General features: G+C 70.9%; 21 protein-coding genes. 15 read left to right on the forward strand and 6 right to left on the reverse strand.

Going from position 1 to position 19,411, the window contains the following annotated elements:
• Positions 1-458: 458 nt before the first annotated feature.
• From AC507J_RS22665 to AC507J_RS22695, 7 genes are all read left to right on the forward strand, one after another.
• Positions 459-1,370, forward strand: coding sequence for a ribokinase (locus AC507J_RS22665; protein ID WP_496291189.1), 912 nt, complete (start codon positions 459-461; stop codon positions 1,368-1,370).
• A 5-nt stretch (positions 1,371-1,375) separates the two neighbouring features.
• Positions 1,376-2,404, forward strand: a complete 1,029-nt coding sequence (locus AC507J_RS22670; protein WP_496291190.1) for an ABC transporter permease — start codon at positions 1,376-1,378, stop codon at positions 2,402-2,404.
• A gap of 59 nt (positions 2,405-2,463) precedes the next feature.
• Complete coding sequence (locus AC507J_RS22675; protein ID WP_496291191.1) at positions 2,464-3,483, forward strand: substrate-binding domain-containing protein; 1,020 nt, start codon at positions 2,464-2,466, stop codon at positions 3,481-3,483.
• Between the two features lie 4 nt (positions 3,484-3,487).
• Positions 3,488-5,035 carry a sugar ABC transporter ATP-binding protein gene (locus AC507J_RS22680; RefSeq protein WP_496291192.1) on the forward strand — a complete coding sequence of 516 codons (1,548 nt, stop codon included), beginning with the start codon at positions 3,488-3,490 and terminating at the stop codon, positions 5,033-5,035.
• Positions 5,032-5,487 (forward strand): D-ribose pyranase, encoded by a 456-nt coding sequence (gene rbsD, locus AC507J_RS22685; protein WP_496291193.1) that lies wholly within the window; start codon positions 5,032-5,034, stop codon positions 5,485-5,487. The genes AC507J_RS22680 and rbsD overlap by 4 nt, the downstream gene beginning before the upstream one ends.
• A 42-nt stretch (positions 5,488-5,529) precedes the next feature.
• Positions 5,530-6,234, forward strand: a complete 705-nt coding sequence (gene deoC, locus AC507J_RS22690) for a deoxyribose-phosphate aldolase (RefSeq protein ID WP_496291194.1) — start codon at positions 5,530-5,532, stop codon at positions 6,232-6,234.
• Positions 6,235-6,312: 78 nt separating this feature from the next.
• Positions 6,313-7,080 (forward strand): GntR family transcriptional regulator, encoded by a 768-nt coding sequence (locus tag AC507J_RS22695; RefSeq protein WP_496291195.1) that lies wholly within the window; start codon positions 6,313-6,315, stop codon positions 7,078-7,080.
• An 18-nt stretch (positions 7,081-7,098) separates the two neighbouring features.
• Here the strand turns inward: AC507J_RS22695 and dusB are convergent, their stop codons facing one another.
• Positions 7,099-8,268 carry a tRNA dihydrouridine synthase DusB gene (dusB, locus tag AC507J_RS22700; RefSeq protein ID WP_496291259.1) on the reverse strand — a complete coding sequence of 390 codons (1,170 nt, stop codon included), beginning with the start codon at positions 8,266-8,268 and terminating at the stop codon, positions 7,099-7,101.
• Positions 8,269-8,456: 188 nt separating this feature from the next.
• Between dusB and AC507J_RS22705 the strand changes: the two genes are divergently transcribed.
• The gene (locus AC507J_RS22705; RefSeq protein WP_496291196.1) at positions 8,457-9,440 is read left to right on the forward strand and encodes a type IV toxin-antitoxin system AbiEi family antitoxin domain-containing protein; all 984 of its coding nucleotides are present in this window, start codon (positions 8,457-8,459) and stop codon (positions 9,438-9,440) included.
• A 309-nt stretch (positions 9,441-9,749) separates the two neighbouring features.
• Here AC507J_RS22705 and AC507J_RS22710 read toward each other — a convergent pair whose 3' ends face one another.
• From AC507J_RS22710 to AC507J_RS22720, 3 genes are all read right to left on the reverse strand, one after another.
• Complete coding sequence (locus tag AC507J_RS22710) at positions 9,750-11,129, reverse strand: glycine--tRNA ligase (RefSeq protein WP_496291197.1); 1,380 nt, start codon at positions 11,127-11,129, stop codon at positions 9,750-9,752.
• 115 nt (positions 11,130-11,244) lie between these two features.
• Positions 11,245-11,802, reverse strand: a complete 558-nt coding sequence (locus tag AC507J_RS22715; protein ID WP_496291198.1) for an Rv0361 family membrane protein — start codon at positions 11,800-11,802, stop codon at positions 11,245-11,247.
• Between the two features lie 25 nt (positions 11,803-11,827).
• Complete coding sequence (locus tag AC507J_RS22720) at positions 11,828-12,169, reverse strand: antibiotic biosynthesis monooxygenase family protein (protein ID WP_496291199.1); 342 nt, start codon at positions 12,167-12,169, stop codon at positions 11,828-11,830.
• 29 nt (positions 12,170-12,198) lie between these two features.
• On the opposite strand from AC507J_RS22720, the gene AC507J_RS22725 reads away from it, so the two are divergent.
• The 7 genes from AC507J_RS22725 to AC507J_RS22755 all read left to right on the forward strand — a co-directional run bounded on the left by AC507J_RS22725 (position 12,199) and on the right by AC507J_RS22755 (position 16,671).
• Positions 12,199-12,456, forward strand: a complete 258-nt coding sequence (locus AC507J_RS22725) for a hypothetical protein (RefSeq protein ID WP_496291200.1) — start codon at positions 12,199-12,201, stop codon at positions 12,454-12,456.
• A 109-nt stretch (positions 12,457-12,565) separates the two neighbouring features.
• Positions 12,566-13,540, forward strand: coding sequence for a metal ABC transporter substrate-binding protein (locus AC507J_RS22730; protein WP_496291201.1), 975 nt, complete (start codon positions 12,566-12,568; stop codon positions 13,538-13,540).
• Entirely contained in the window at positions 13,537-14,301 is a 765-nt protein-coding gene (locus tag AC507J_RS22735) for a metal ABC transporter ATP-binding protein (RefSeq protein ID WP_496291202.1), read from the forward strand. The genes AC507J_RS22730 and AC507J_RS22735 overlap by 4 nt, the downstream gene beginning before the upstream one ends.
• Positions 14,298-15,167, forward strand: coding sequence for a metal ABC transporter permease (locus tag AC507J_RS22740; protein WP_496291203.1), 870 nt, complete (start codon positions 14,298-14,300; stop codon positions 15,165-15,167). The genes AC507J_RS22735 and AC507J_RS22740 overlap by 4 nt, the downstream gene beginning before the upstream one ends.
• A gap of 37 nt (positions 15,168-15,204) precedes the next feature.
• Entirely contained in the window at positions 15,205-15,504 is a 300-nt protein-coding gene (locus tag AC507J_RS22745) for an ArsR/SmtB family transcription factor (protein ID WP_496291204.1), read from the forward strand.
• A complete protein-coding gene (locus tag AC507J_RS22750; RefSeq protein WP_496291205.1) occupies positions 15,501-15,893 on the forward strand; it encodes a Fur family transcriptional regulator in 393 nt (130 codons plus the stop codon). Before AC507J_RS22745 ends, AC507J_RS22750 begins: the two co-directional genes overlap by 4 nt.
• A 163-nt stretch (positions 15,894-16,056) precedes the next feature.
• Positions 16,057-16,671, forward strand: coding sequence for a hypothetical protein (locus tag AC507J_RS22755; RefSeq protein WP_496291206.1), 615 nt, complete (start codon positions 16,057-16,059; stop codon positions 16,669-16,671).
• 72 nt (positions 16,672-16,743) lie between these two features.
• Here the strand turns inward: AC507J_RS22755 and AC507J_RS22760 are convergent, their stop codons facing one another.
• Both AC507J_RS22760 and AC507J_RS22765 read right to left on the reverse strand, forming a co-directional pair.
• Positions 16,744-18,708, reverse strand: a complete 1,965-nt coding sequence (locus AC507J_RS22760; protein WP_496291260.1) for an acyl-CoA dehydrogenase family protein — start codon at positions 18,706-18,708, stop codon at positions 16,744-16,746.
• Positions 18,709-18,879: 171 nt separating this feature from the next.
• Entirely contained in the window at positions 18,880-19,380 is a 501-nt protein-coding gene (locus tag AC507J_RS22765; RefSeq protein ID WP_496291207.1) for a DUF6328 family protein, read from the reverse strand.
• Positions 19,381-19,411: the final 31 nt, after the last annotated feature.

The following is a 19,411-nucleotide window of genomic DNA, read 5'->3' on the forward strand; positions in this document are numbered from 1 at the left end:
GCGTTGATCATGAAGTTATTGCCTGGGTAAGCGCTTTCCGAGGCCAATAACTTCATGATCAACGACTCGATCGGTCGGGGCGGCGCTGGCCGGAATGATCCGGTGGCCGGGCCGGTTGTTCACCCCCAACACCGCCAGCTACCAGATCAGCATCGACAACCTCGCCAACTGGATCGCCACCCGCGGCTACAGCGCCACCAGCTGACCGAGCGAGACACGAAGGGCCGACCCCGGGCGGGGTCGGCCCTTCGTCGCGTCCCTGCCGACTCCGCCGTTGGCCCCCAGCACCACGGGGAACGCATGCGACCCGGACATCCGGGGCGTAATTGCTGGTCAGCGAGCAGTTCAGGTTTCGGGATCGTTACCGGCGGGTGAGCCACAACTGTTGACACCTTGCGGTCGGCCGACGTAGCGTCGCCCGCAAGTTGTACATGGTTGTCCATGAACAAGAGGCCAGCATGAAGATTGCAGTGGTAGGCAGCTACGGCGCCGGGCTCACCATGCGGGTGCCCCGGACGCCGGTTGCCGGGGAGACCCTCTCCGGCGGCCGATTCGCCTCCGGTCACGGCGGCAAGGGGTCGAACCAGGCGGTGGCCGCCGCCCGGCTCGGCGCGGAGGTCAGCTTCCTGACCGCCGTCGGCCGGGACCAGTTCGGCGACGCGGCCCGCCGGCTCTGGGCCGAGGAGGGGATCGACGCCGAGGCGGTCCGGGTCACCGACGCGGCCACCATGGTCGGCTTCATCCTCGTCGACGACGACGGCGAGAACCGGATCGCGATCGCCCCCGGCGCACTCGACGAGCTGACCCCGGCCGACGTCGACCGGTTCGCCGACCGGATCGCCGGGGCGGACCTGGTCGTGGTCAGCCTGGAGATCCCACTGCCGGTCGCGCTCGCCGCCCTGCGTACCGCCCACCAGCACGGGGTACGCACGCTGCTCAACCCCGCCCCGGCGGTGGCCCTGCCGGACGATGCGTGGCAGTGGATCGACGTTCTCACGCCCAATGCCAGCGAGGCCCGGGTGCTCGTCGGTCTGGACCCGGACGGCTCCACCACCGCCGAAGAGCTGGTCGAAGCGCTGCGGACCCGCTACACCGGCACCGTCGTGCTGACCCTCGGCGCCGAGGGTGCCCTGGTGGACCGCGCCGGACAGCAGACCCGGATCGCGCCGATCACCGTGCCACGGGTGGTCGACACCACCGGCGCCGGCGACGCCTTCACCGGCGCGCTCGCCGTCGCGCTGACCCGGGGTGACGGCCTCACCGAGGCGACCCGGTACGCCGCCGCGGCCGGCGCCCACGCCGTCGGCGTCGCCGAGGTGATACCCGCCCTGCCCGGCCCGGACGACGTCGCGGCCCTGTTGAGGAGATGAGAGAGATGGCCCAGATGACCGCGCCTGCGGCGGCCCCGAAGGCACCCGCCGCCGATCCCCGTCGCCCCTCGCCCCTCCAGCGTTTCCTGCACGCCCGCGAGGCCAGCACCTTCCTCGCCCTGGTCGTGCTCTTCGCGCTGGGCACCCTGATCGCTCCGGGCTTTCTCGGCACCAACAACTTCCTCACCGTCGGCCAGCAGATCGCGCAGATCGGCATCATGGCGATCGGGGTCACCTTCGTCATCATCAACGCGGAGATCGACCTCTCCGTCGGCTCGATCTACGGCCTCGGCGCGGTGGTCGCCGGCCTGTTGATGACCTCGGACGTGGCCTGGCCCCTCGCCGCCCTCGGCGGGATCGCCGCCGGCGCGGTCGCCGGCCTGCTCAACGGCCTGATGACCGTGGGTTTCGGCATCCCGTCCTTCATCGTCACGCTGGGTACGCTGAGCGTCTACCGGGGGGTGACCCTGCTGCTCAGCGGCGGATCGCCGATCTCGCTCTCCAGCAGTGACCCGAACGTCGCCCAGTTCAACCTGCTCGGCCAGGGCAAGCTCTTCGGCCTGCTGCCGATGCAGCTGGTCATCTTCGCTCTCGTCGCCGTGCTCGGGGCGATCGTGCTGTCCCGCTCCCGCTACGGCTTCAACACCTACGCCGTCGGCGGCAGTGCCGAGGCCGCCCGGCTCTGTGGCATCAACACGGCCCGGGTGAAGATCACCGCCTTCACCCTCTCCGGCACCCTCGCCGGCCTCGCCGGGGTGCTCGGTCTCTCCTTCCTCTCCTACGTGCAGGGCGTGACCGGCACCGGGATGGAACTCGTCGCCATCTCCGCCGTGATCATCGGCGGCGCGGCCCTCTTCGGCGGCTCCGGGACGATGCTCGGCACCGTCATCGGCGTCGCGTTCATCGGTGTCCTGCAGAACATCCTCAACCTGCGCGGCATCTCCTCCTTCTGGCAGACGGTGGCGACCGGCGCGGTGATCATCCTCGCCGTGGCCGCCGACAACTGGCTACGCAGACGCTCCGGGCGCCGCTGACCCCGCGTCGGTACGCACCCGACGTCGTCCCCCACCCACATTCCCAAGGAGCCACCACGATGAGACTGTCCCTCGGACGCCGGATCGCGGTCGCCGCGACCCTCGGCCTGGCCCTGACCGCCAGCACCGCCTGCGGCGCGATCGAGCCCGCCGGCAACGCCGCGAATGGTGACGGCGGTTTCCAACTCGCCGACTACATCTCCGACGCCGTCGAGAACGGTGACACCCTCAAGATCAGGTTGAGCTACCACGACCCGTCGCTGGCCTTCGCCGTACCGATCCGCGAAGGCATGGAGCGGGCGGCCCGGGAACTCGGTGTCGAGGCCCAGATGATCGGCCCGACCGGCGGCAACGCCGCCGACCAGGTCGCCGAGCTCCAGACCCTGATCAACCAGCGGCAGATCCACGGCCTGGCCGTCTCGTCGGCAAGCAACGACGCCCTCAAGCCGGTCATCGCCCAGGCGTACGACGCGGGTATCCCGATCATCTCGTTCAACACGAACAACCCGGAGTCCAAGCAGATGGGCTTCGTCGGGCAGGACCTGGTTGCCTCGGGCGAGTCTCTCGCCAAGGAACTGCTCGGCGTCCTCAACGGCAAGACCGGCAAGGTCGTGGTGGTCTCCGTCGACTCCGGCGCCGGCTGGTCCAACGACCGCTTCTCCGGCTTCCAGACCGGGGTGAAGGACGCCGGGCTGGAGATCGTCGGACCGGTGAACACCGGCAACGAGCCGAGCGCCGCGTACAACACGGTCGAGTCGACGATGGCGGCACAGCGCGACGCGATCGCCCTGGTCTCCCTCGACTGCTGCAGCTTCACCGCCGGCGCCAAGTGGCTCCAGCAGTCCGGCAACGTCGGCAAGATCCACTCTGTCGGCTTCGACGTGCAGCCGCAGACCGTCGAGTACCTCCGGGACGGCGTCGTCGACCTCAGCATCAGCCAGGGCCCGGCGGAACAGGGCTTCCAGGCGGTCAAGCTGCTGGCCGACTTCCTCAAGAACGGCACGGAGATCAAGGACGTGGACACGGGCGCGCTCGTGGTCACCCGCGACAACCTGGCCGACGTACCGGTGGAGGGCTGAGCCGATGACCAGCCCGGCCACGATCACCACCCCGACGACGGCCGCCGCCGTCGAGGTGACGGGTCTGTCGAAGCACTTCGGATCCGTCCGAGCCCTTCAGGACGTGACCCTGAGCGTCCCCGCCGGCAGCCTCACCGCCGTGATGGGTGAGAACGGCGCCGGCAAGTCGACGCTTATGAAGATCCTGGCCGGGCTGGACAGCCCCACCACCGGCACCGTACGGGTCGACGGCGACGAGGTCCGTCGCTTCGACCCGGCCAACCTGCTCAGCCGGCACCGGGTCGCCCTGGTCCCCCAGGAACTCGCCCTGGCACAGGACCGGACGGTCGCCGAGAACATCATGCTCGGCGTCGAACCCGGATCCGGTCCGTTCCCGCACCGCCGCCGGATCGACGAGCGCGCCGCGGAACTGCTGGACCGGCTCGCCGTACGCCTCGACCCCCGGCGTTCCGTCCGCCACCTGGACGCCGCCACCCAGCAGTTGGTGGTCATCGCCCGGTCCCTGGCCCGCCAGGCCCGGCTGATGATCCTCGACGAACCGACCTCGATCCTCAGCCCGGCGGAGTCGGACCGGCTCTTCGAGGTGATCCACTCGCTGCGGGCCGACGGGGTGACGATGCTCTACGTCTCGCACCGGATGCCCGAGGTGTTCGCCCTCTCCCAGCACATCCACGTGCTGCGCGACGGCCGGCACGTCGGCGCCTGGCCCACCGCCGAGGTCGACCCGGACGCCGTGGTCGCCGCGATGGTGGGCCGGGATCTCGCCGCCGAGTTCGCCCGGCACGACACTCCGCCGCCACCCACCACGGCCACCCCACGGCTACGTACCCGGGGCATCTCCGGCACCGGCTTCTCCGACGTCGACCTGGACGTCGCGCCCGGTGAGGTGGTCGGTGTCGCCGGCCTGCCCGACAGCGGACGGATCGAGCTGCTGCGCGGCATCTTCGGTGCCGACCCGATCAGCGCCGGTGATCTGGAGCTGGACGGGAAGACCTTCACCGCCCGCACGCCCCGGGACGCCATCGACGCCCAGGTCGCCTACCTGCCGGGTGAGCGGCGCCAACAGGGGATCCTGCCGACGATGAGCGTCGCGGACAACGTGAACATCCTGACCCTCGGCCGCCGGCAGCGGTTCGGCCTGCTGCGGCGGCGGGCGCTGCGCCACGACGCCGACGACCGGGCGCGGGAGCTGCGGGTGAAGACCTCCTCCACCGCGCAGGGCATCACCCAGCTCTCCGGTGGCAACCAGCAGAAGGCGCTGCTTGCGCGGTGGCTCTCCATCGAGCCCCGGCTGATGCTGCTGGACGAGCCCACCCGCGGCGTCGACGTCGGCGCCAAGGCGGAGATCTACCGGCTGTTCCGCAGCCTGGCCGACGCCGGGGTCGCGATCCTCGTCTCCTCGTCGGACCTGCCCGAACTGCTGACCGTCAGCGACCGGATCGCCGTCATGGCCGCCGGACGCGTGGTCGGTGTCATCCCCGCGTCGGAGGCCACCGAGGAGAAGGTGATGGCCCTGGCCACCGGCGCGCACACCATGAAGGAGAAGGCATGAAACGCAGGGGCGTGCTCAACGCCGAACTGTCCGGGGTACTGGCCACGCTCGGCCACACCGACCTGCTGCTCGTGGTCGACGCCGGCTTCCCCATCCCGCGTACCGCCCACCGGGTCGACCTGGCCCTCGCCGAGGACCTGCCGTCGCTGACCACCGTGCTCGACCTGGTCGCCGACGAGATCATCATCGAGGGAGTGGTGGTCGCCGAGGACGTGACCACCCACAACAAGCCGCTGGCGGACTGGTTGGGCCAGCGCTTCCCAGGCGTACCGCTGACCACCCGGCAGCACGCCGAGATGCTCGGCGACCTGGCCCACCAGGCCAAGGCCATCGTCCGGACCGGGGCCTTCAACCCGTGGGGCAACGTCGGACTGATCTGCGGGGTGGACGTGCCGCGCTGGTTCGACGAGCCCGGAGTCATCGTGCCCGACTACTACCGGGACCGGATGTAGCGGCGCAACCACGCGCCACCACGCACCACATTGGAGAAGATCGTGAGCACTGCCATCCTGGCCGACACCGTCACCCCCGCCGCGTTGGCCCCCTACATCCAGCACACCCTGATCGAGGTCGGGATCACCCGGGACCGGATCGTGGCCCACGCCCAGGAGGCCGTCCGGTACGGCTTCAACGCCGCGATGGTGCCCGGATCCTGGGTACCGGAGGTCGCCGAGGTGCTGCGCGGCACCGGCATCGAGGTCGCGTCGGCGCTGGACTTCCCCACCGTCGGGGTGACCACCAGCGCCGGTAAGGCCGCCGAGGCGGAGAGCCTGGTCCGGGCCGGCGCCACCCAGATCGACATCGGGGTGCAGCTCGGCTGGCTCAAGAGCGGCCGGTACGACGCGTTCCGCGAAGACATCGCCGGTGTGGTCCGGGCCGCCGGGGTACCGATCAAGGTGATGCTCGAACTGCCGCTGCTCACTGCGGCCGAGCGGGACGCCGCCGTGGAGCTCTCCATCGAGGCCGGGGCCGCCGTGCTGAAGAACGCCAGCAGCGGCGCCGTCGAGGTGGCCAACCCGGAGAGCATCGCCTACCTCGTGGCGCGGGCACCGCAGGGCGTACGGGTCAAGGCGTCCGGCTCGATCAAGTCGTTCGAGCAGGCGGTCTCCCTACTGCGGGCCGGTGCCGTGCTGCTGGGCACCAGCGCCGGGGTGGCTATCGTCTCCGACACGACCGACGATCAGACCACGAGCTACTGAGCCACCGTCGCCCCTCGACCCGAGCGACCGCACCACGATCGGCGTCGGGGGGCGACGGTCCCCACCGTGGAAGGTGACATGTCCGACCAGTTGCGCCCGGCCGGGACGGCCGAGCAACTCGACCGCGAAGCGCCGGTGGCGCTGCACGCGCAGGTCTCGGAGCAGATCCGGGCCCGGATCCTCTCCGGCGAGTGGCCGCCGCACTACCGGTTGCGCAGCGAGCCGGAGTTGGCGGTCGACCTCGGCATCTCCCGGGGCACGTTGCGCCGGGCGATCGCCACGCTTATCCGCGACGGCCTGCTGGTGCAGGTCCGGGGCCGCGGCACCTTCGTCACCTCCACCGCGATCGAACCCTCCATCGCCCAGAAGCTGACCACCCTCTCCGAGGACTTCGCCCGGCAGGGCGTCGCGGTCACCACCCAGGTGATCTCCCACGAGGTGATGTCCGCGCCGTCGCCGGTGGCGGCCCTGCTCGACCTGCGCCCCGGTCAGTCGGTACTCCGGCTGGAACGGATCCGCGCCCTCTCCGCCGGCCCGGTGGCCCGGTTGGTCAACTACGTACGCGTGGACCTCGCCCCCGGCCTGGAACGGGCCGACCTGACCGACCGCTCCCTGTTCGGGCTGCTGGAGAACGAGTACGGGCTGAAGATCAGCACCGGCCGGCGTACCTTCACCGCGACCGCCGCCGCCGGCGAAACCGCCGCCGCGCTCCAGGTACCGGAGAACTTCCCGCTGCTGTACCTCGAACAGATCACCTATCTCGACGACGGCCGGCCGATCGAGTACTCCGACGTATGGATCCACAGCGACCGGATGCGGGTGACCTCCCTGCTCTCCCGCCGCTGAGCCACCGGCGCCGGCAGCTCAGCCGCCGGAGTCGGCCAGCTCGGCACCCACCGGGGCGGTGTCGTCGTCCCGGCTGGCCAGCCAGCCGTCCGGCAGGAAGACCTTGCCCGGGGAGTTGGTCCGCCCGCGCGGCTGGCCCAGCGTCTCCACCGGGAAGGGCACGCTCGGATCCAGCTTGCCGAGCAGGTCGTCCAGCTGGGCCAGGCTGTCGATCATCGCCAACGCGCGGCGCAGCTCGCTGCCGACCGGGAAACCCTTCAGGTACCAGGCGACGTGCTTACGGAAATCGGTACAGCCGTCCCGCTCGCCCCGGGCCGCGTCGCGGGCTCCGGCGGTGAACTGCTCGACCAGCAGCTCGGCGTGCCGACGCATGGTCACCGCGACCTCGCCGAGGCTGGGCAACCGCCGCTGGGCGGCACCGTCGAACGCGGCGGCCAGGTCGGCGAAGAGCCACGGCCGGCCGAGGCAGCCGCGCCCGATCACCACTCCGTCGACGCCGGTGTGCGCCACCATCCGCAGCGCGTCGTCGGCCTCCCAGATGTCACCGTTGCCGAGCACCGGCACGTCGAGCGCCTGCTTGAGGGTGGCGATGGCGTCCCAGTCCGCCGTGCCCGAATACCGCTGTGCGGCCGTACGCCCGTGCAGGGCCACCGCCGCGACGCCTGCCTCCTGCGCGGCCAGCCCCGCCTCGACGTACGTCAGATGGTCGTCGTCGATGCCCTTGCGCATCTTGACGGTGACCGGCACCCCGGCGGGTGCGGCGGCGTCCACCGCGGCCTGCACCAGCCGGGCGAAGAGCCGGCGCCGCCACGGCAGGGCCGCGCCGCCGCCGCGCCGGGTGACCTTCGGCACCGGGCAGCCGAAGTTCAGGTCCACGTGATCGGCGAGATCCTTCTCCACCACGATCCGTACGGCGGCGGCGGTGGTCTCCGGATCGGTGCCGTAGAGCTGGAGGCTGCGCGGCGACTCGTCCGCCCCAAAGGCGATCATGCGCAGCGTCTTCGGGTTGCGCTCCACCAGCGCGACCGTGGTGATCATCTCGCAGACGTAGATACCACCGCCCTGTTCCCGACAGAGCTGGCGGAACCCGACATTTGTGATGCCCGCCATCGGCGCGAGCACCACCGGCGGCCACACCTGATGCCGCCCCAGCGTCAGCGGGCGCGGACCAGCAGCAACGGCATTCATCGTCGGCACGGCCCAAGTGTAAGGAAGGGCCCCCTATTAACGCCTCGTGCATAGGAAGGGCCCCTTATTAACGCGACGCATAACACATGCCACCGATGATCAGGGAGTTGTCCACAGCACGCGCGGTCATCCACAGCCACCCGGCGCGGGTGAGACGCCGAGCGGCCGAACCATCGATGCTGCGCCTCATGCGTACCCATCCACCCGAGTTCGCCGACCTGGCCGAGCGGCAACAGCAGATCGCCAGCCGGGTCCAGTTGCTGGCCGCCGGCTTCGACGACATGTACCTCTACCGACAGACCCGCCGGGGCCTGTGGCAGCGGGTCCTACCCGCGACGTACGCCCTGGTCACCGGCGTCCTGACGGACGAACAACGACGGATCTCCGCGGCGCTCTACGCTGGCGGTGAGGCACAGCTCACCGGCCTGGCCGCCCTCAACTGGTACGGCTTCCGGCAGTGCCCGAGCACCGACGCCGTACACCTGGTCGTGCCGCATCACGCGCGCCGCAAGTCTGCCGGATACGCGCTGATCTCGCGGGCTCTGGCCCTGGACGAGCGGGCCCGGAGCACGCCGCTCTACCCGGTCTGTTCGCCGGCCCGCGCGGTGGTCGACGCGGCGCGGGACCTCCGCCAGCTACGTCCGGTGCGGGCGGTCGTCGCCGAGGCCATCCAGCGGGGGTACGCCGACCTCGCCGCGCTGGACGAGGAGATTCGCCGGGCTCGGCGCAGCCGGACGGCGCTGGTCCGGAAGGCCTTCTCGGAGGTCATGCAGGGCACACGCTCGGCGCCCGAGGCCGAGTTGCGGGACTGCCTCGCGGAGAGCCCGGCACTGGCGGAAATCCACTGGAATCCCCGGCTACTGGACCCGGGCGGCCGGTCCCTGCCCACGCCCGACGGCTACCTTCCGGACGCGGCGGTGGCGTTGGAGGTCGACTCGCAGGAATACCATCTCCGCCCGGCCGACTGGTCGCGCACGCTCGACCGGCACAACGAACTCAGTCGACACGGCATCCTGGTTCTACACTTCACGCCCGCGCAGATCCGCCGCGAGCCGCGCCGGGTGCGGCGCATGGTGACGGACGCGTACGAGGCCCGTCGGGGCCTGGGTGCCACCACCGGCGTACGCGTCGACCCGCAGTCCAGGCCCTCAAGGGCCGAGCCGGCACCCTGACCGCTGAACCGCGCACCCTGACCGCTCAGCCCGCACCCTGACCGCTCAGCCCGCACCCTCACCGCTGAATCCGCGCACCCTGACCGCTCAGCCCGCACCCTCACCGCTGAATCCGCACACCCTGACCGCTCAGCCCGCACCCTCACCGCTGAACCCGCACACCCTGACCGCTGAGCTCGCGCGCCCCGAGTCCGTGCCCTGAGCGCTGAACCCGCGCGCCCGGAGTCCGTGCCCTGAGCGCGCGCCATGAGTGTTAAGAAGGGGCCCCTCCTCTACGCCAGGCGTTAAGAAGGGGCCCTTCCTTACACGTCAGCAGCCGGGGAGGTGGTCGATCAGGTAGCGCTCGACCTGGTCCAGGGCGATCCGCTCCTGGACCATGGTGTCCCGGTTGCGGATGGTCACGGCGTTGTCGTCAAGCGTTTCGAAGTCGACGGTGACGCAGAACGGGGTGCCGATCTCGTCCTGGCGGCGGTAGCGGCGACCGATCGCCTGCGAGTCGTCGAACTCGACCACCCAGCGCTTGCGCAGGTCGGCGGCGAGTTGCTTGGCCTTGGGCGAGAGCGCCTCGTTGCGGGACAGCGGCAGCACGGCCACCTTGACGGGGGCCAGTCGCGGGTCGAAGCGCATCACGGTCCGCTTGTCCACACCGCCCTTGGTGTTCGGCGCCTCGTCCTCGTCGTACGCCTCCAGCAGGAACGCCAGCACCGCGCGGGTCAGGCCGGCGGCGGGCTCGATCACGTACGGCACCCAGCGCTCGCCCTTGGTCTGGTCGAAGTACGACAGATCAACGCCGGAGTGCTTGCTGTGCGTGGAGAGGTCGAAGTCGGTGCGGTTGGCCACGCCCTCCAACTCGGCGAACTCGGTGCCGCCGAACTGGAAGCGGTACTCGATGTCCACCGTCCGCTTCGAGTAGTGCGAGAGCTTCTCCTGCGGGTGCTCGTAGAAGCGCAGGTTGCCCTCGGAGAGGCCGAGGTCGATGTACCAGTTCCACCGCTCGGAGAGCCAGTACTCGTGCCACTGCTCGTCGGTGCCCGGCTCGACGAAGAACTCCATCTCCATCTGCTCGAACTCGCGGGTGCGGAAGATGAAGTTGCCCGGGGTGATCTCGTTGCGGAACGACTTGCCGGTCTGCGCGATGCCGAACGGGGGCTTCTTCCGGGCCACCGTCTCGACGTTCTTGTAGTTGACGAAGATGCCCTGGGCGGTCTCCGGACGCAGGTAGTGCAGCCCCTCGTCGCTCTCCACCGGGCCGAGGTAGGTCTTCATCAGGCCGTTGAACATCTTCGGCTCGGTGAAGGTGCCCTTGTTGCCGCAGTTGGGGCAGTTCAGCTCGGTCAGCGAGGCCGGCGGCTTGCCGTGCTTGGCCTCGTACGCCTCCTCCAGGTGGTCGGCGCGGAACCGCTTGTGGCAGGACTGGCACTCGGTCAGCGGGTCGACGAAGGCGTCCAGGTGGCCGGAGGCGGCCCACACGTCCCGGGCCAGGATCACCGCGGAGTCCAGGCCGACCACGTCGTCCCGCTGCTGGACCATGGTCTTCCACCACTGCCTGCGGACGTTTTCCTTGAGTTCCACGCCGAGCGGACCGTAGTCCCACGCCGACCGGGTGCCTCCGTAGATCTCGCTGGAGGGAAAGACGAAGCCCCGGCGCTTGGCGAGGCTGACGACGGCGTCGATTCGGTCGGCTGGCATTTTTCCTCCTACGCCGACTGGCGGTCGGCGGGGACCTGGTGGGATGGACGGCACGGCACCGGGACCACGGTACGACCCGTCGGTGCCCCGGACCCAGCACATTACCTGCGGCCGGTCAGTTGACTCCGCAGACCTCCATGCCACCGGTCTGCTGATCCTGCTGGAGCACCACCTGTTGGCGCTCCTGACCACCACCGGAGTAGGTCACCTCCACCGGCACGGTCAGCGTGATGGTGTCCACCTCGCCGACCTGGTACGACGAGATCTGCGGCTCGGCGGCGGCCCGGCGTTCGAACTCCTGCCGGGACTCGCGGCGCTTGGCGTCCTCGCACAGTTGGTCGTACGCCCGGCCGAACTCGCCGTCGGTAAGCGCCCGGAAGTAGTCGTCGGAGACCGTCCGGCCCTGCTCCTCGATCGCCTGCACTCCACTGACCAGCAGGCCGACCACTGCCGTGCCGCCACCTCCGCAACAGAGCAGCACGGCCAGTGCGCCGGCGCCGAGGCCGAGCCAGAGGCGGGACCGTCCGCCCTCGGTCGGCGGCGCGGCGAACGGCGGGGCCACCCCGGGCCCGGGTGGCGGGGTCGGAACACCCGACTCGGGGGCACCGGTGGGCGGCGGGCCGGAACCGTCGGCGGGGTGGGGCGGTGGGGCTGCCGGTCCGGGAGCGGTCATGGAAGCCAGCGTAGTGCCCGACAACTCACCGGTAAGGACCCACAGCCCGATCGCTGGCGACCACCACCACGTCACCCTCCGGTGCGGCGGTGGCCAACGCCTCGTACGCGGACGGCTCGTCGAGGCTCTCGGCGAGCAGCGGCACCGCGGTGACCTTGACATCGAAGCCGCCGAGGGCCCGGCGGTAGGTGCCGACCGACTCCCACTCGGTGACCAGGCACCAGTGCCGGGGGTCGTCCAGCGCCCGGACCAACTGACCGCGCAGGTAGCCGGGTCGGGCGGCGAGCGCCGCGAGGGCCGCGTGGGCCCGGACGGTGAACGCCTCGGCGTCCGCTTCGTCGACCACGAACCGGTTGGTCACCAGCACCGGGTCCTCCTCCTCGTAGAGTCTGTGGGATGCAGCGTACGCAGAGCGGGATTGCCGGCCGGTTGGCCCGGGCCAACCCCACGACCGTGTTCCTGGTCACCCTGGTCCTGGTGCTTGTCGCGTTCTTCACGCCTGGCGTTCTCGGCGGGTTGCTGACCCTGCTGCTGGCCGGTGCCATGGCCACCCTGCTGGTCACCACCTGGCGGGTGCAGACGACCGCCACCCGGGCGATCCGGCTGCTGGTGCTGACCCTGCTGGTCACCGCCGGCCTGGTGAAGCTGCTCTGACCGTCGGCCCGGTCCGGCGGGCGGGCGGCGCCGAGCAGGTTCCGACCGGCCCTGACATGCAATCATGCGTTTTTGACAATCATTGTCGTTGTCGCGGAGAGTCGTTCTCATGAGTTTCCGCCCGACCCCGCGTGCCCTGGCCGTCGGCACCGCCGCCCTGCTCGCCCTTACCGGTCTCACCGCCTGCTCGACCGACGACAGCCCGGCCGGCGCAGACCCGGAGCGGGTCGACGTGGTGGCCGGCTTCTACCCGTTGCAGTTCCTGGCCGAACGGATCGGCGGCGACGCCGTGGCCGTGACCAACCTGGCCCGGCCGGGCGCCGAGCCGCACGACCTGGAACTCAACCCGGGCCAGGTCGGGCAGGTCAGCGAGGCCGAGCTGGTCGTCGTCCTGCACGGCTTCCAGCCCGCCGTGGACGAGGCGGTGGCGCAGAACGCCGGCGACCGGGTCTTCGACGTGGCAGACGTCGAGCCGCTGCTGCCGGCCACCGCCGGCGGCCACGACCACGACCACGGCGACGACCACACCGACGAGGAGGAGCACGCCGAGGAGGGGGCGGCGGACGCCCGGGACCCGCACGTCTGGCTCGATCCCACCCGGCTGGCCACCATCGGCGACCGGCTGGCCGAGCGGCTCGGTGCCGTCGACCCGGACCGGGCCGGCGAGTACACCCAGCGGGCCGCCGCGCTGCGCACCGAGTTGGAGACGCTGGACACCGAGTTCACCGAGGGACTGGCGACCTGCCAACGCCGGGAGATCGTGGTCAGCCACGCCGCCTTCGGCTACCTGGCGCAGAAGTACCAGCTGGAGCAGATCGGCATCACCGGGCTCTCGCCCGAGGACGAGCCGTCGCCACAGCGGCTGGCCGAGGTGATCCGGGAGGCGCGTGAGCACAACGCCACCACGATCTTCTTCGAGACGCTGGTCAGCCCCAAGGTCGCCGAGACCATCGCCCGGGAGGTGGGCGCGCGGACCGCGGTGCTGGATCCGATCGAGGGCCTGTCCGCGGAGAACGGCGGGGACTACCTTTCGGTGATGCGCACCAACCTTGAGACCCTACGAACGGCGTTGAGCTGCTCGTGACCCCTGACGTCATCTCCGTCACGCACGGGGTGGTCGGCTACGACGGCCGCCCCGTGCTCCGTGACGTCTCGTTGACCGTGGCCACCGGCGAGGTGGTCGCGATCCTCGGTGCCAACGGCTCCGGCAAGTCCACCCTGGTCCGCGCCGTGCTCGGACTGGTCCCGCTCAGCGCCGGCTCGGTGCAGCTCTTCGGCCGTCCGGTGCGCCGGTTCCGGCAGTGGCACCGCGTCGGGTACGTCCCGCAGCGCCTCGGGGCGGGCAGCGGCGTACCGGCCACGGTGGCCGAGGTGGTCGCCTCCGGCCGGCTCGCCCGGCGGGGCATCCTGCGCCCACCGGGGCGCGCCGACCGGGCGGCCGTCGCCGAGGCGCTGCACGCCGTCGGCCTGGCCGACCGGGCGAAGGACCCGGTGGCCACCCTCTCCGGCGGGCAGCAGCAACGCACCCTGATCGCCCGCGCCCTGGCCGGCCAGCCCGAACTGCTGGTCCTCGACGAGCCGACGGCCGGGGTGGACGCCGCCAGCCAGGAGGCGTTCGCCGGGGCACTGCGCGGCTTCGCCGAGGCCGGTGGCACCGTACTGCTCGTCGCCCACGAACTCGGCCCGCTCCGACCGCTGATCAGCCGCGCGGTCGTCGTACACCAGGGCGTCGTCGCGCACGACGGCGCGGTGCCGGATCCGGCCGGTCACCACGCGGCACCCGACCACGACCACGTGCACCCGCACGGTCCCGAGGAGCCCGCCGGGCTGTGGAGCACAAGGTGAGTCTCTTCCAGTACGAGTTCATGCTGCGCGCCCTGATCGGCGCGCTGATCATCGGGCTGGCCGCGCCGGCGCTCGGCATCTACCTGGTGCAGCGGCGACTGGCGCTGATCGGGGACGGCATCGGACACGTCGCGTTGACCGGCGTCGGTGCCGGCCTGCTCTTCCAGACCTCGCCCGTGATCATGGCGGTGATCGCGGCCACCATCGGCGCGATCGCCATCGAGCTGATCCGCGAACGCGGGCGTACCTCCGGTGACCTGGCGCTCGCCCTGCTCTTCTACGGCGGCATCGCCGGCGGCGTGGTGCTGGTCGGGCTCTCCGACAGCACCAACGCCAACCTCAACGCGTACCTGTTCGGGGCGCTGACCACGACCTCCCGCGACGACCTGGTCACCATCGCGGTGCTCGGGGTGGCCGTGCTGATCGCGATGCTCGCGCTGCGGCCCGCGCTCTTCGCGGTCTGCCACGACGAGGAGTACGCCCGAGTCTCCGGCCTGCCGGTACGCGGGCTCAACCTGCTGCTCGCGGTCACCACCGCGATCACGGTGACGATCGCGATGCGGGCGGTCGGCGTCCTGCTGATCAGCGCGTTGATGGTCGTCCCGGTGGCCACCGCCCAGCAGGTGACCCGGGGCTTCCGCGCCACCATGGCGGCGGCGATGGCCCTCGGCCTCTTCGCGGCCGGCGCCGGGATCTGGCTGGCGGCGGTCGCCGACACCGCACCCGGTGCCTCGGTGGTGGTGCTCGCGATCGCCTCGTTCATCGTGATCACCCTGATCGCGGCCGGCTGGCGCCGGATCCGCCGCACCCGACCCGAGCCGGCACCCGCCCCCGAGCCGCCCGAGGTGGTGCTCCACGGCTCCTGATCACGTGACCCACCCTGGTATTGGTTACCGTTGCAGGGTGACCAACGGATCCGGCTACGACGCGTACGAGGGCGCCAGCGAGCTCCTGCGCGCCCTCTCGGCGCCGATCCGGCTGGCCATCGTCAGCGAACTGGCCGGCGGTGAGCGCTGCGTACACGAGTTGGTGGACACGCTCGGCGTCGCGCAGCCGCTGGTCTCGCAGCATCTGCGGGTGCTACGCGGCGCCGGGGTGGTGCGCGGGTCCCGGCGTGGCCGGGAGATCGCGTACGCCCTGGTCGACGAACACGTCGCGCACATCGTGGCGGATGCGGTCAGCCATGCCGGGGAGGGATCATGAGTACGGCCACCCGCAACACCCGTCAGCGTTCGGCGGTGAGCGCACTGCTCGCCGAGGTGGAGGGCTTCCACAGCGCCCAGGACCTGCACGCGATGCTGCGTGACCGGGGTGAGCGGGTGGGGCTCACCACGGTCTACCGCACGTTGCAGGGCCTGGCCGACGCAGGCGAGATCGACGTGATGCGCCCACCGGGCGGCGAGCACCTCTACCGCCGGTGCAGCGAGGGTCACCACCACCACCTGGTCTGCCGCGCCTGCGGCCGTACCGTCGAGGTGGCCGGCCCCACCGTGGAAACCTGGGCCGACCGGGTGGCCGCCCAGCACGGCTTCACCAACGTGAGCCACACCCTGGAAATCTTCGGCACCTGCCCCACCTGCCCCACCCCCTAACACCACCCCCTCCCCTCCCCCTCTCCCACCCGCGCGATCTTGCACTTTGTGTCGCCGCAAAGGCCGCGAAGCCGGACATACCAGCGACCGAAAGTGCAAGATCGGCGGGGTTGGAGCGGGCGGGGTCGGGGCGGGCGGGGTGGGACGTGGCACGCTGTGCGGCGTGAAGATCTACGCTGATCGTTTTCCGACCGCGCTACGACAGCTACTCACCGATCTACTCGTCGTCGCCTGGGTGTACGCGACGATCCGGGGCGCGCTGTGGCTGCACGACCTGGTGCAGAAGCTGGCCGTACCCGGGCAGAAGCTGGAAGGGGCCGGCGGTGGGCTGGCCGACAATCTCGCCGAGGCCGGCGGCAAGGTCGGCCGGGTGCCACTGGTGGGCGACGAGTTGACCGCGCCCTTCGAGCGGGCCGCCGGTGCCGCCCGCACGCTCGCCGAGGCCGGGCGTGATCAGCAGGAACTCGTCGACCAACTGGCCCTGGCGCTGGCCGTCGGGCTGCTGATCGTACCGCTCGGGCTGGTGTTCTTCGGCTGGCTGCCGCTGCGGGTGCGCTGGATGCGCCGAGCTGGCTCAGCGGCGGTCCTGGCCGCCGCCCCCGCCGGCCAGGACCTGCTCGCCCTGCGCGCCCTGGCCGGTCAACCGCTGCGCCGCCTCACCCGCATCTCCCCCGACGTGGCGGAGGCGTGGCGCCAGGGCGACGAGCAGACCATTCATGCCCTCGCCGCCCTGGAACTCCGCCACCTCGGCCTCCGCACCCCCCGAGGATCGCGTTGATCATGAAGTTGTGCCCACCCGGATCGGCGGGTCGGGACAACAACTTCATGGTCAACAACGGCGGGGCGGGGGTCAGGAGCGTGGAGGGAGGCGGCGGCGGGCGTCGTCGGTGACGGTCGAGGGGCCCTGGGTGACGGGCGCTACCCAGGGCAGGTCGTCGGGCGGGGGGATGATGCCCTCCTCCAGAGCGGAGTAGCGGCCGGCGAGGATCCGCTTCGCCGCCGTCACGTCGAGCGAATCGGTGTTCTGCCAGAGGGCGGTGAAGAGCGCGTCGACCCGGACCCGGGCCTGGCGGCAGAACAGGTCGGCCAGTTCGAGGTTCTCCGGCCGTTCCTGCCGCTGCGCCCTGGCCCGGACGCAGACCGCGCTCATCGCGAACAGCTCGGCACCGATGTCCACCACCCGGCCGAGGAACGCCTGCTTGCGCTCCAGCCTGCCCTGCCAGCGGGACATCGCGTAGAAGATCGACCGGGCCAGCTTCCGCGAGGCGCGCTCGACGTAGCGCAGGTGACCGGCGAGCGGGCCGAACTCCGCGTACGCGCTGGGTTGCTGGCCCTTGCCGACCGCGAGGGTCGGCAGCCAGCGTGCGTAGAACGCGCCGGCCCGAGCGCCCGCCTTCGCCTTACGGCCCAGCCCGGCGTCGGGGTCGATGATGTCCCCGGCGACGGAGAGATGGGCGTCCACCGCCTCCCGGGCGATCAGCAGATGCATGATCTCCGTGGAGCCCTCGAAGATCCGGTTGATCCGCAGGTCCCGCAGGATCTGCTCGACCGCGGCCGGGCGCTCACCCCGGGCGGCAAGCGAATCGGCCGTCTCGTACCCCCGACCGCCCCGGATCTGGACCAGTTCGTCGGCGACCCGCCACGCCATCTCACTGGCGTAGAGCTTCACCAGCGCCGCCTCGATCCGGATGTCGTTGCGGTCGTCGTCGGCGAGCAGGCAACTCAACTCCAGCATGGTCTCCATGCCGTACGTGGTCGCGGCGATGAAGGAGAGCTTCTGCGCGACCGCCTCGTGCTCGCCGACCGGCCGGCCCCACTGCACCCGCTCGGCGGACCACCCCCGGGCCACGTTCAGCGCCCACTTGCCGGCCCCGACGCACATCGCCGGCAGCGACAGCCGGCCGGTGTTCAGCGTGCTCAGCGCGATGCGGAGCCCCTGACCCTCGCCGCCGATGACGTTCTCCCTGGGCACGAAGACGTCGTGGAAACGGGTGAGGCTGTTCTCCAGCCCGCGCAGGCCGAGGAAGCCGTTGCGCCGCTCGACGGTGATGCCCTCGGCGTCGCCGTCGACCACGAACGCGGTGATCCCGCCCTTGCGCCCCTCGGCCTTCGGTACCCGGGCCATCACCACGAGCTGGGTGGCCACCGTGCCGTTGGTGGCCCAGAGCTTGACGCCGTTGATCCGGTAGCCGGTGCCGTCCGGGGTCGGCTCCGCCGTGGTCGCCAGGCGGGCCGGGTCGGAACCGACGTCCGGCTCGGTGAGCAGGAACGCGGAGACCTCGCCGGCCGCCAACCGGGGCAGGAAGCGCTGCTTCTGCTCGTCGGTGCCGAACATCTTGAGCGGCTGCGGTACGCCGATGGACTGGTGTGCCGACAGCAGCGCGCCGATCGCCGGGCTGACCGAGCCCGCCAGTATCAGCGCCCGACAGTAGTGCAGATTGCTCAGCCCGAGCCCGCCGTACTCCTGACCGATCTTCATGCCGAACGCGCCGAGCCGGGCCAGCCCCTGGAACACCTCGTCGGGAATGCGCGCGTCCCGTTCGATCACCGCGCCATCGACCTCGGTGGCGACGTAGTCGCGGAGCCGACCGAGAAACTCCGCCGATCGTTCCTCCTCCGCCGGGTCGGGCCGGGGCCACGGGTCGATCAGGTCGAGCCGCAACCGGCCGAGGAAGAGTTCCTTGCCGAAGCTGGGCCGGTCCCAGGTACGCTGCCGGGCCGACTCGGCGACCTGGCGAGCCTCCTTCTCGGACACCTGGGCTGCGCTCTCCGCCGGACCGGCGCTGTCAATGTCGGACGGGCCGGCGCTGTCAATGTCGGACGGGCCGGCGCTGTCGATGTCGGACGGACGGTGATTCTCGGTAAGGGCCACGGCAAACCCCCGGGGGTAGTTCGGGCACTCGGACTGTTCCGCCTGCTCAGCAGGCTACCCGGGTTTGTTACCCAGAGGTAGACATCGCTATCCGCCCACGCTCGGCGAGCACCCTCAGCCCTGGGCCAGCCCGCTCGGATCCTCTTCGTCGTCGATGTCGTCGTCGCCCCAGCTGCGCCGGGAGAAGGGCAGGATCAGCCAGAAGGTCAGGAACCAGAGCCCGGTCACCGCGCTGAGCAGGAAGGCGATCGGCCGGTGGAGCACGAAGTCGGTGATCAGCAGTACCGAGCTGACCATCGCAACCAGCATGAAGGCGAGCCCGCCGCTGGCCATCCGGTGGGCGAACCGGACCAGTTCCGGCTTGCGGCCCTGGCGGAAGAGCGCGCGGTGGAACGCCACCGGCGAGATGATCATCGCGGTCGCGCCGGCCGCCGCGAGCAACGCCACGATGTAGACGTCACGCTGGAACGGTGTGGTGTCGTCGAAACCGGCGCTGAACGGCAGGGTCAGCAGGAAGGCGAAGAGGATCTGCACACCCGTCTGGGCGACCCGCAACTCTTGCAGCAGGTCGGCGAAGTTTCGCTGCCACCGCTGCTTCTCGGTTTCCTTCGACACGTATACCTCCCGGGGGAACCACCGCGCCGGA

This window comes from Micromonospora sp. PRAS1 (assembly GCF_059553435.1).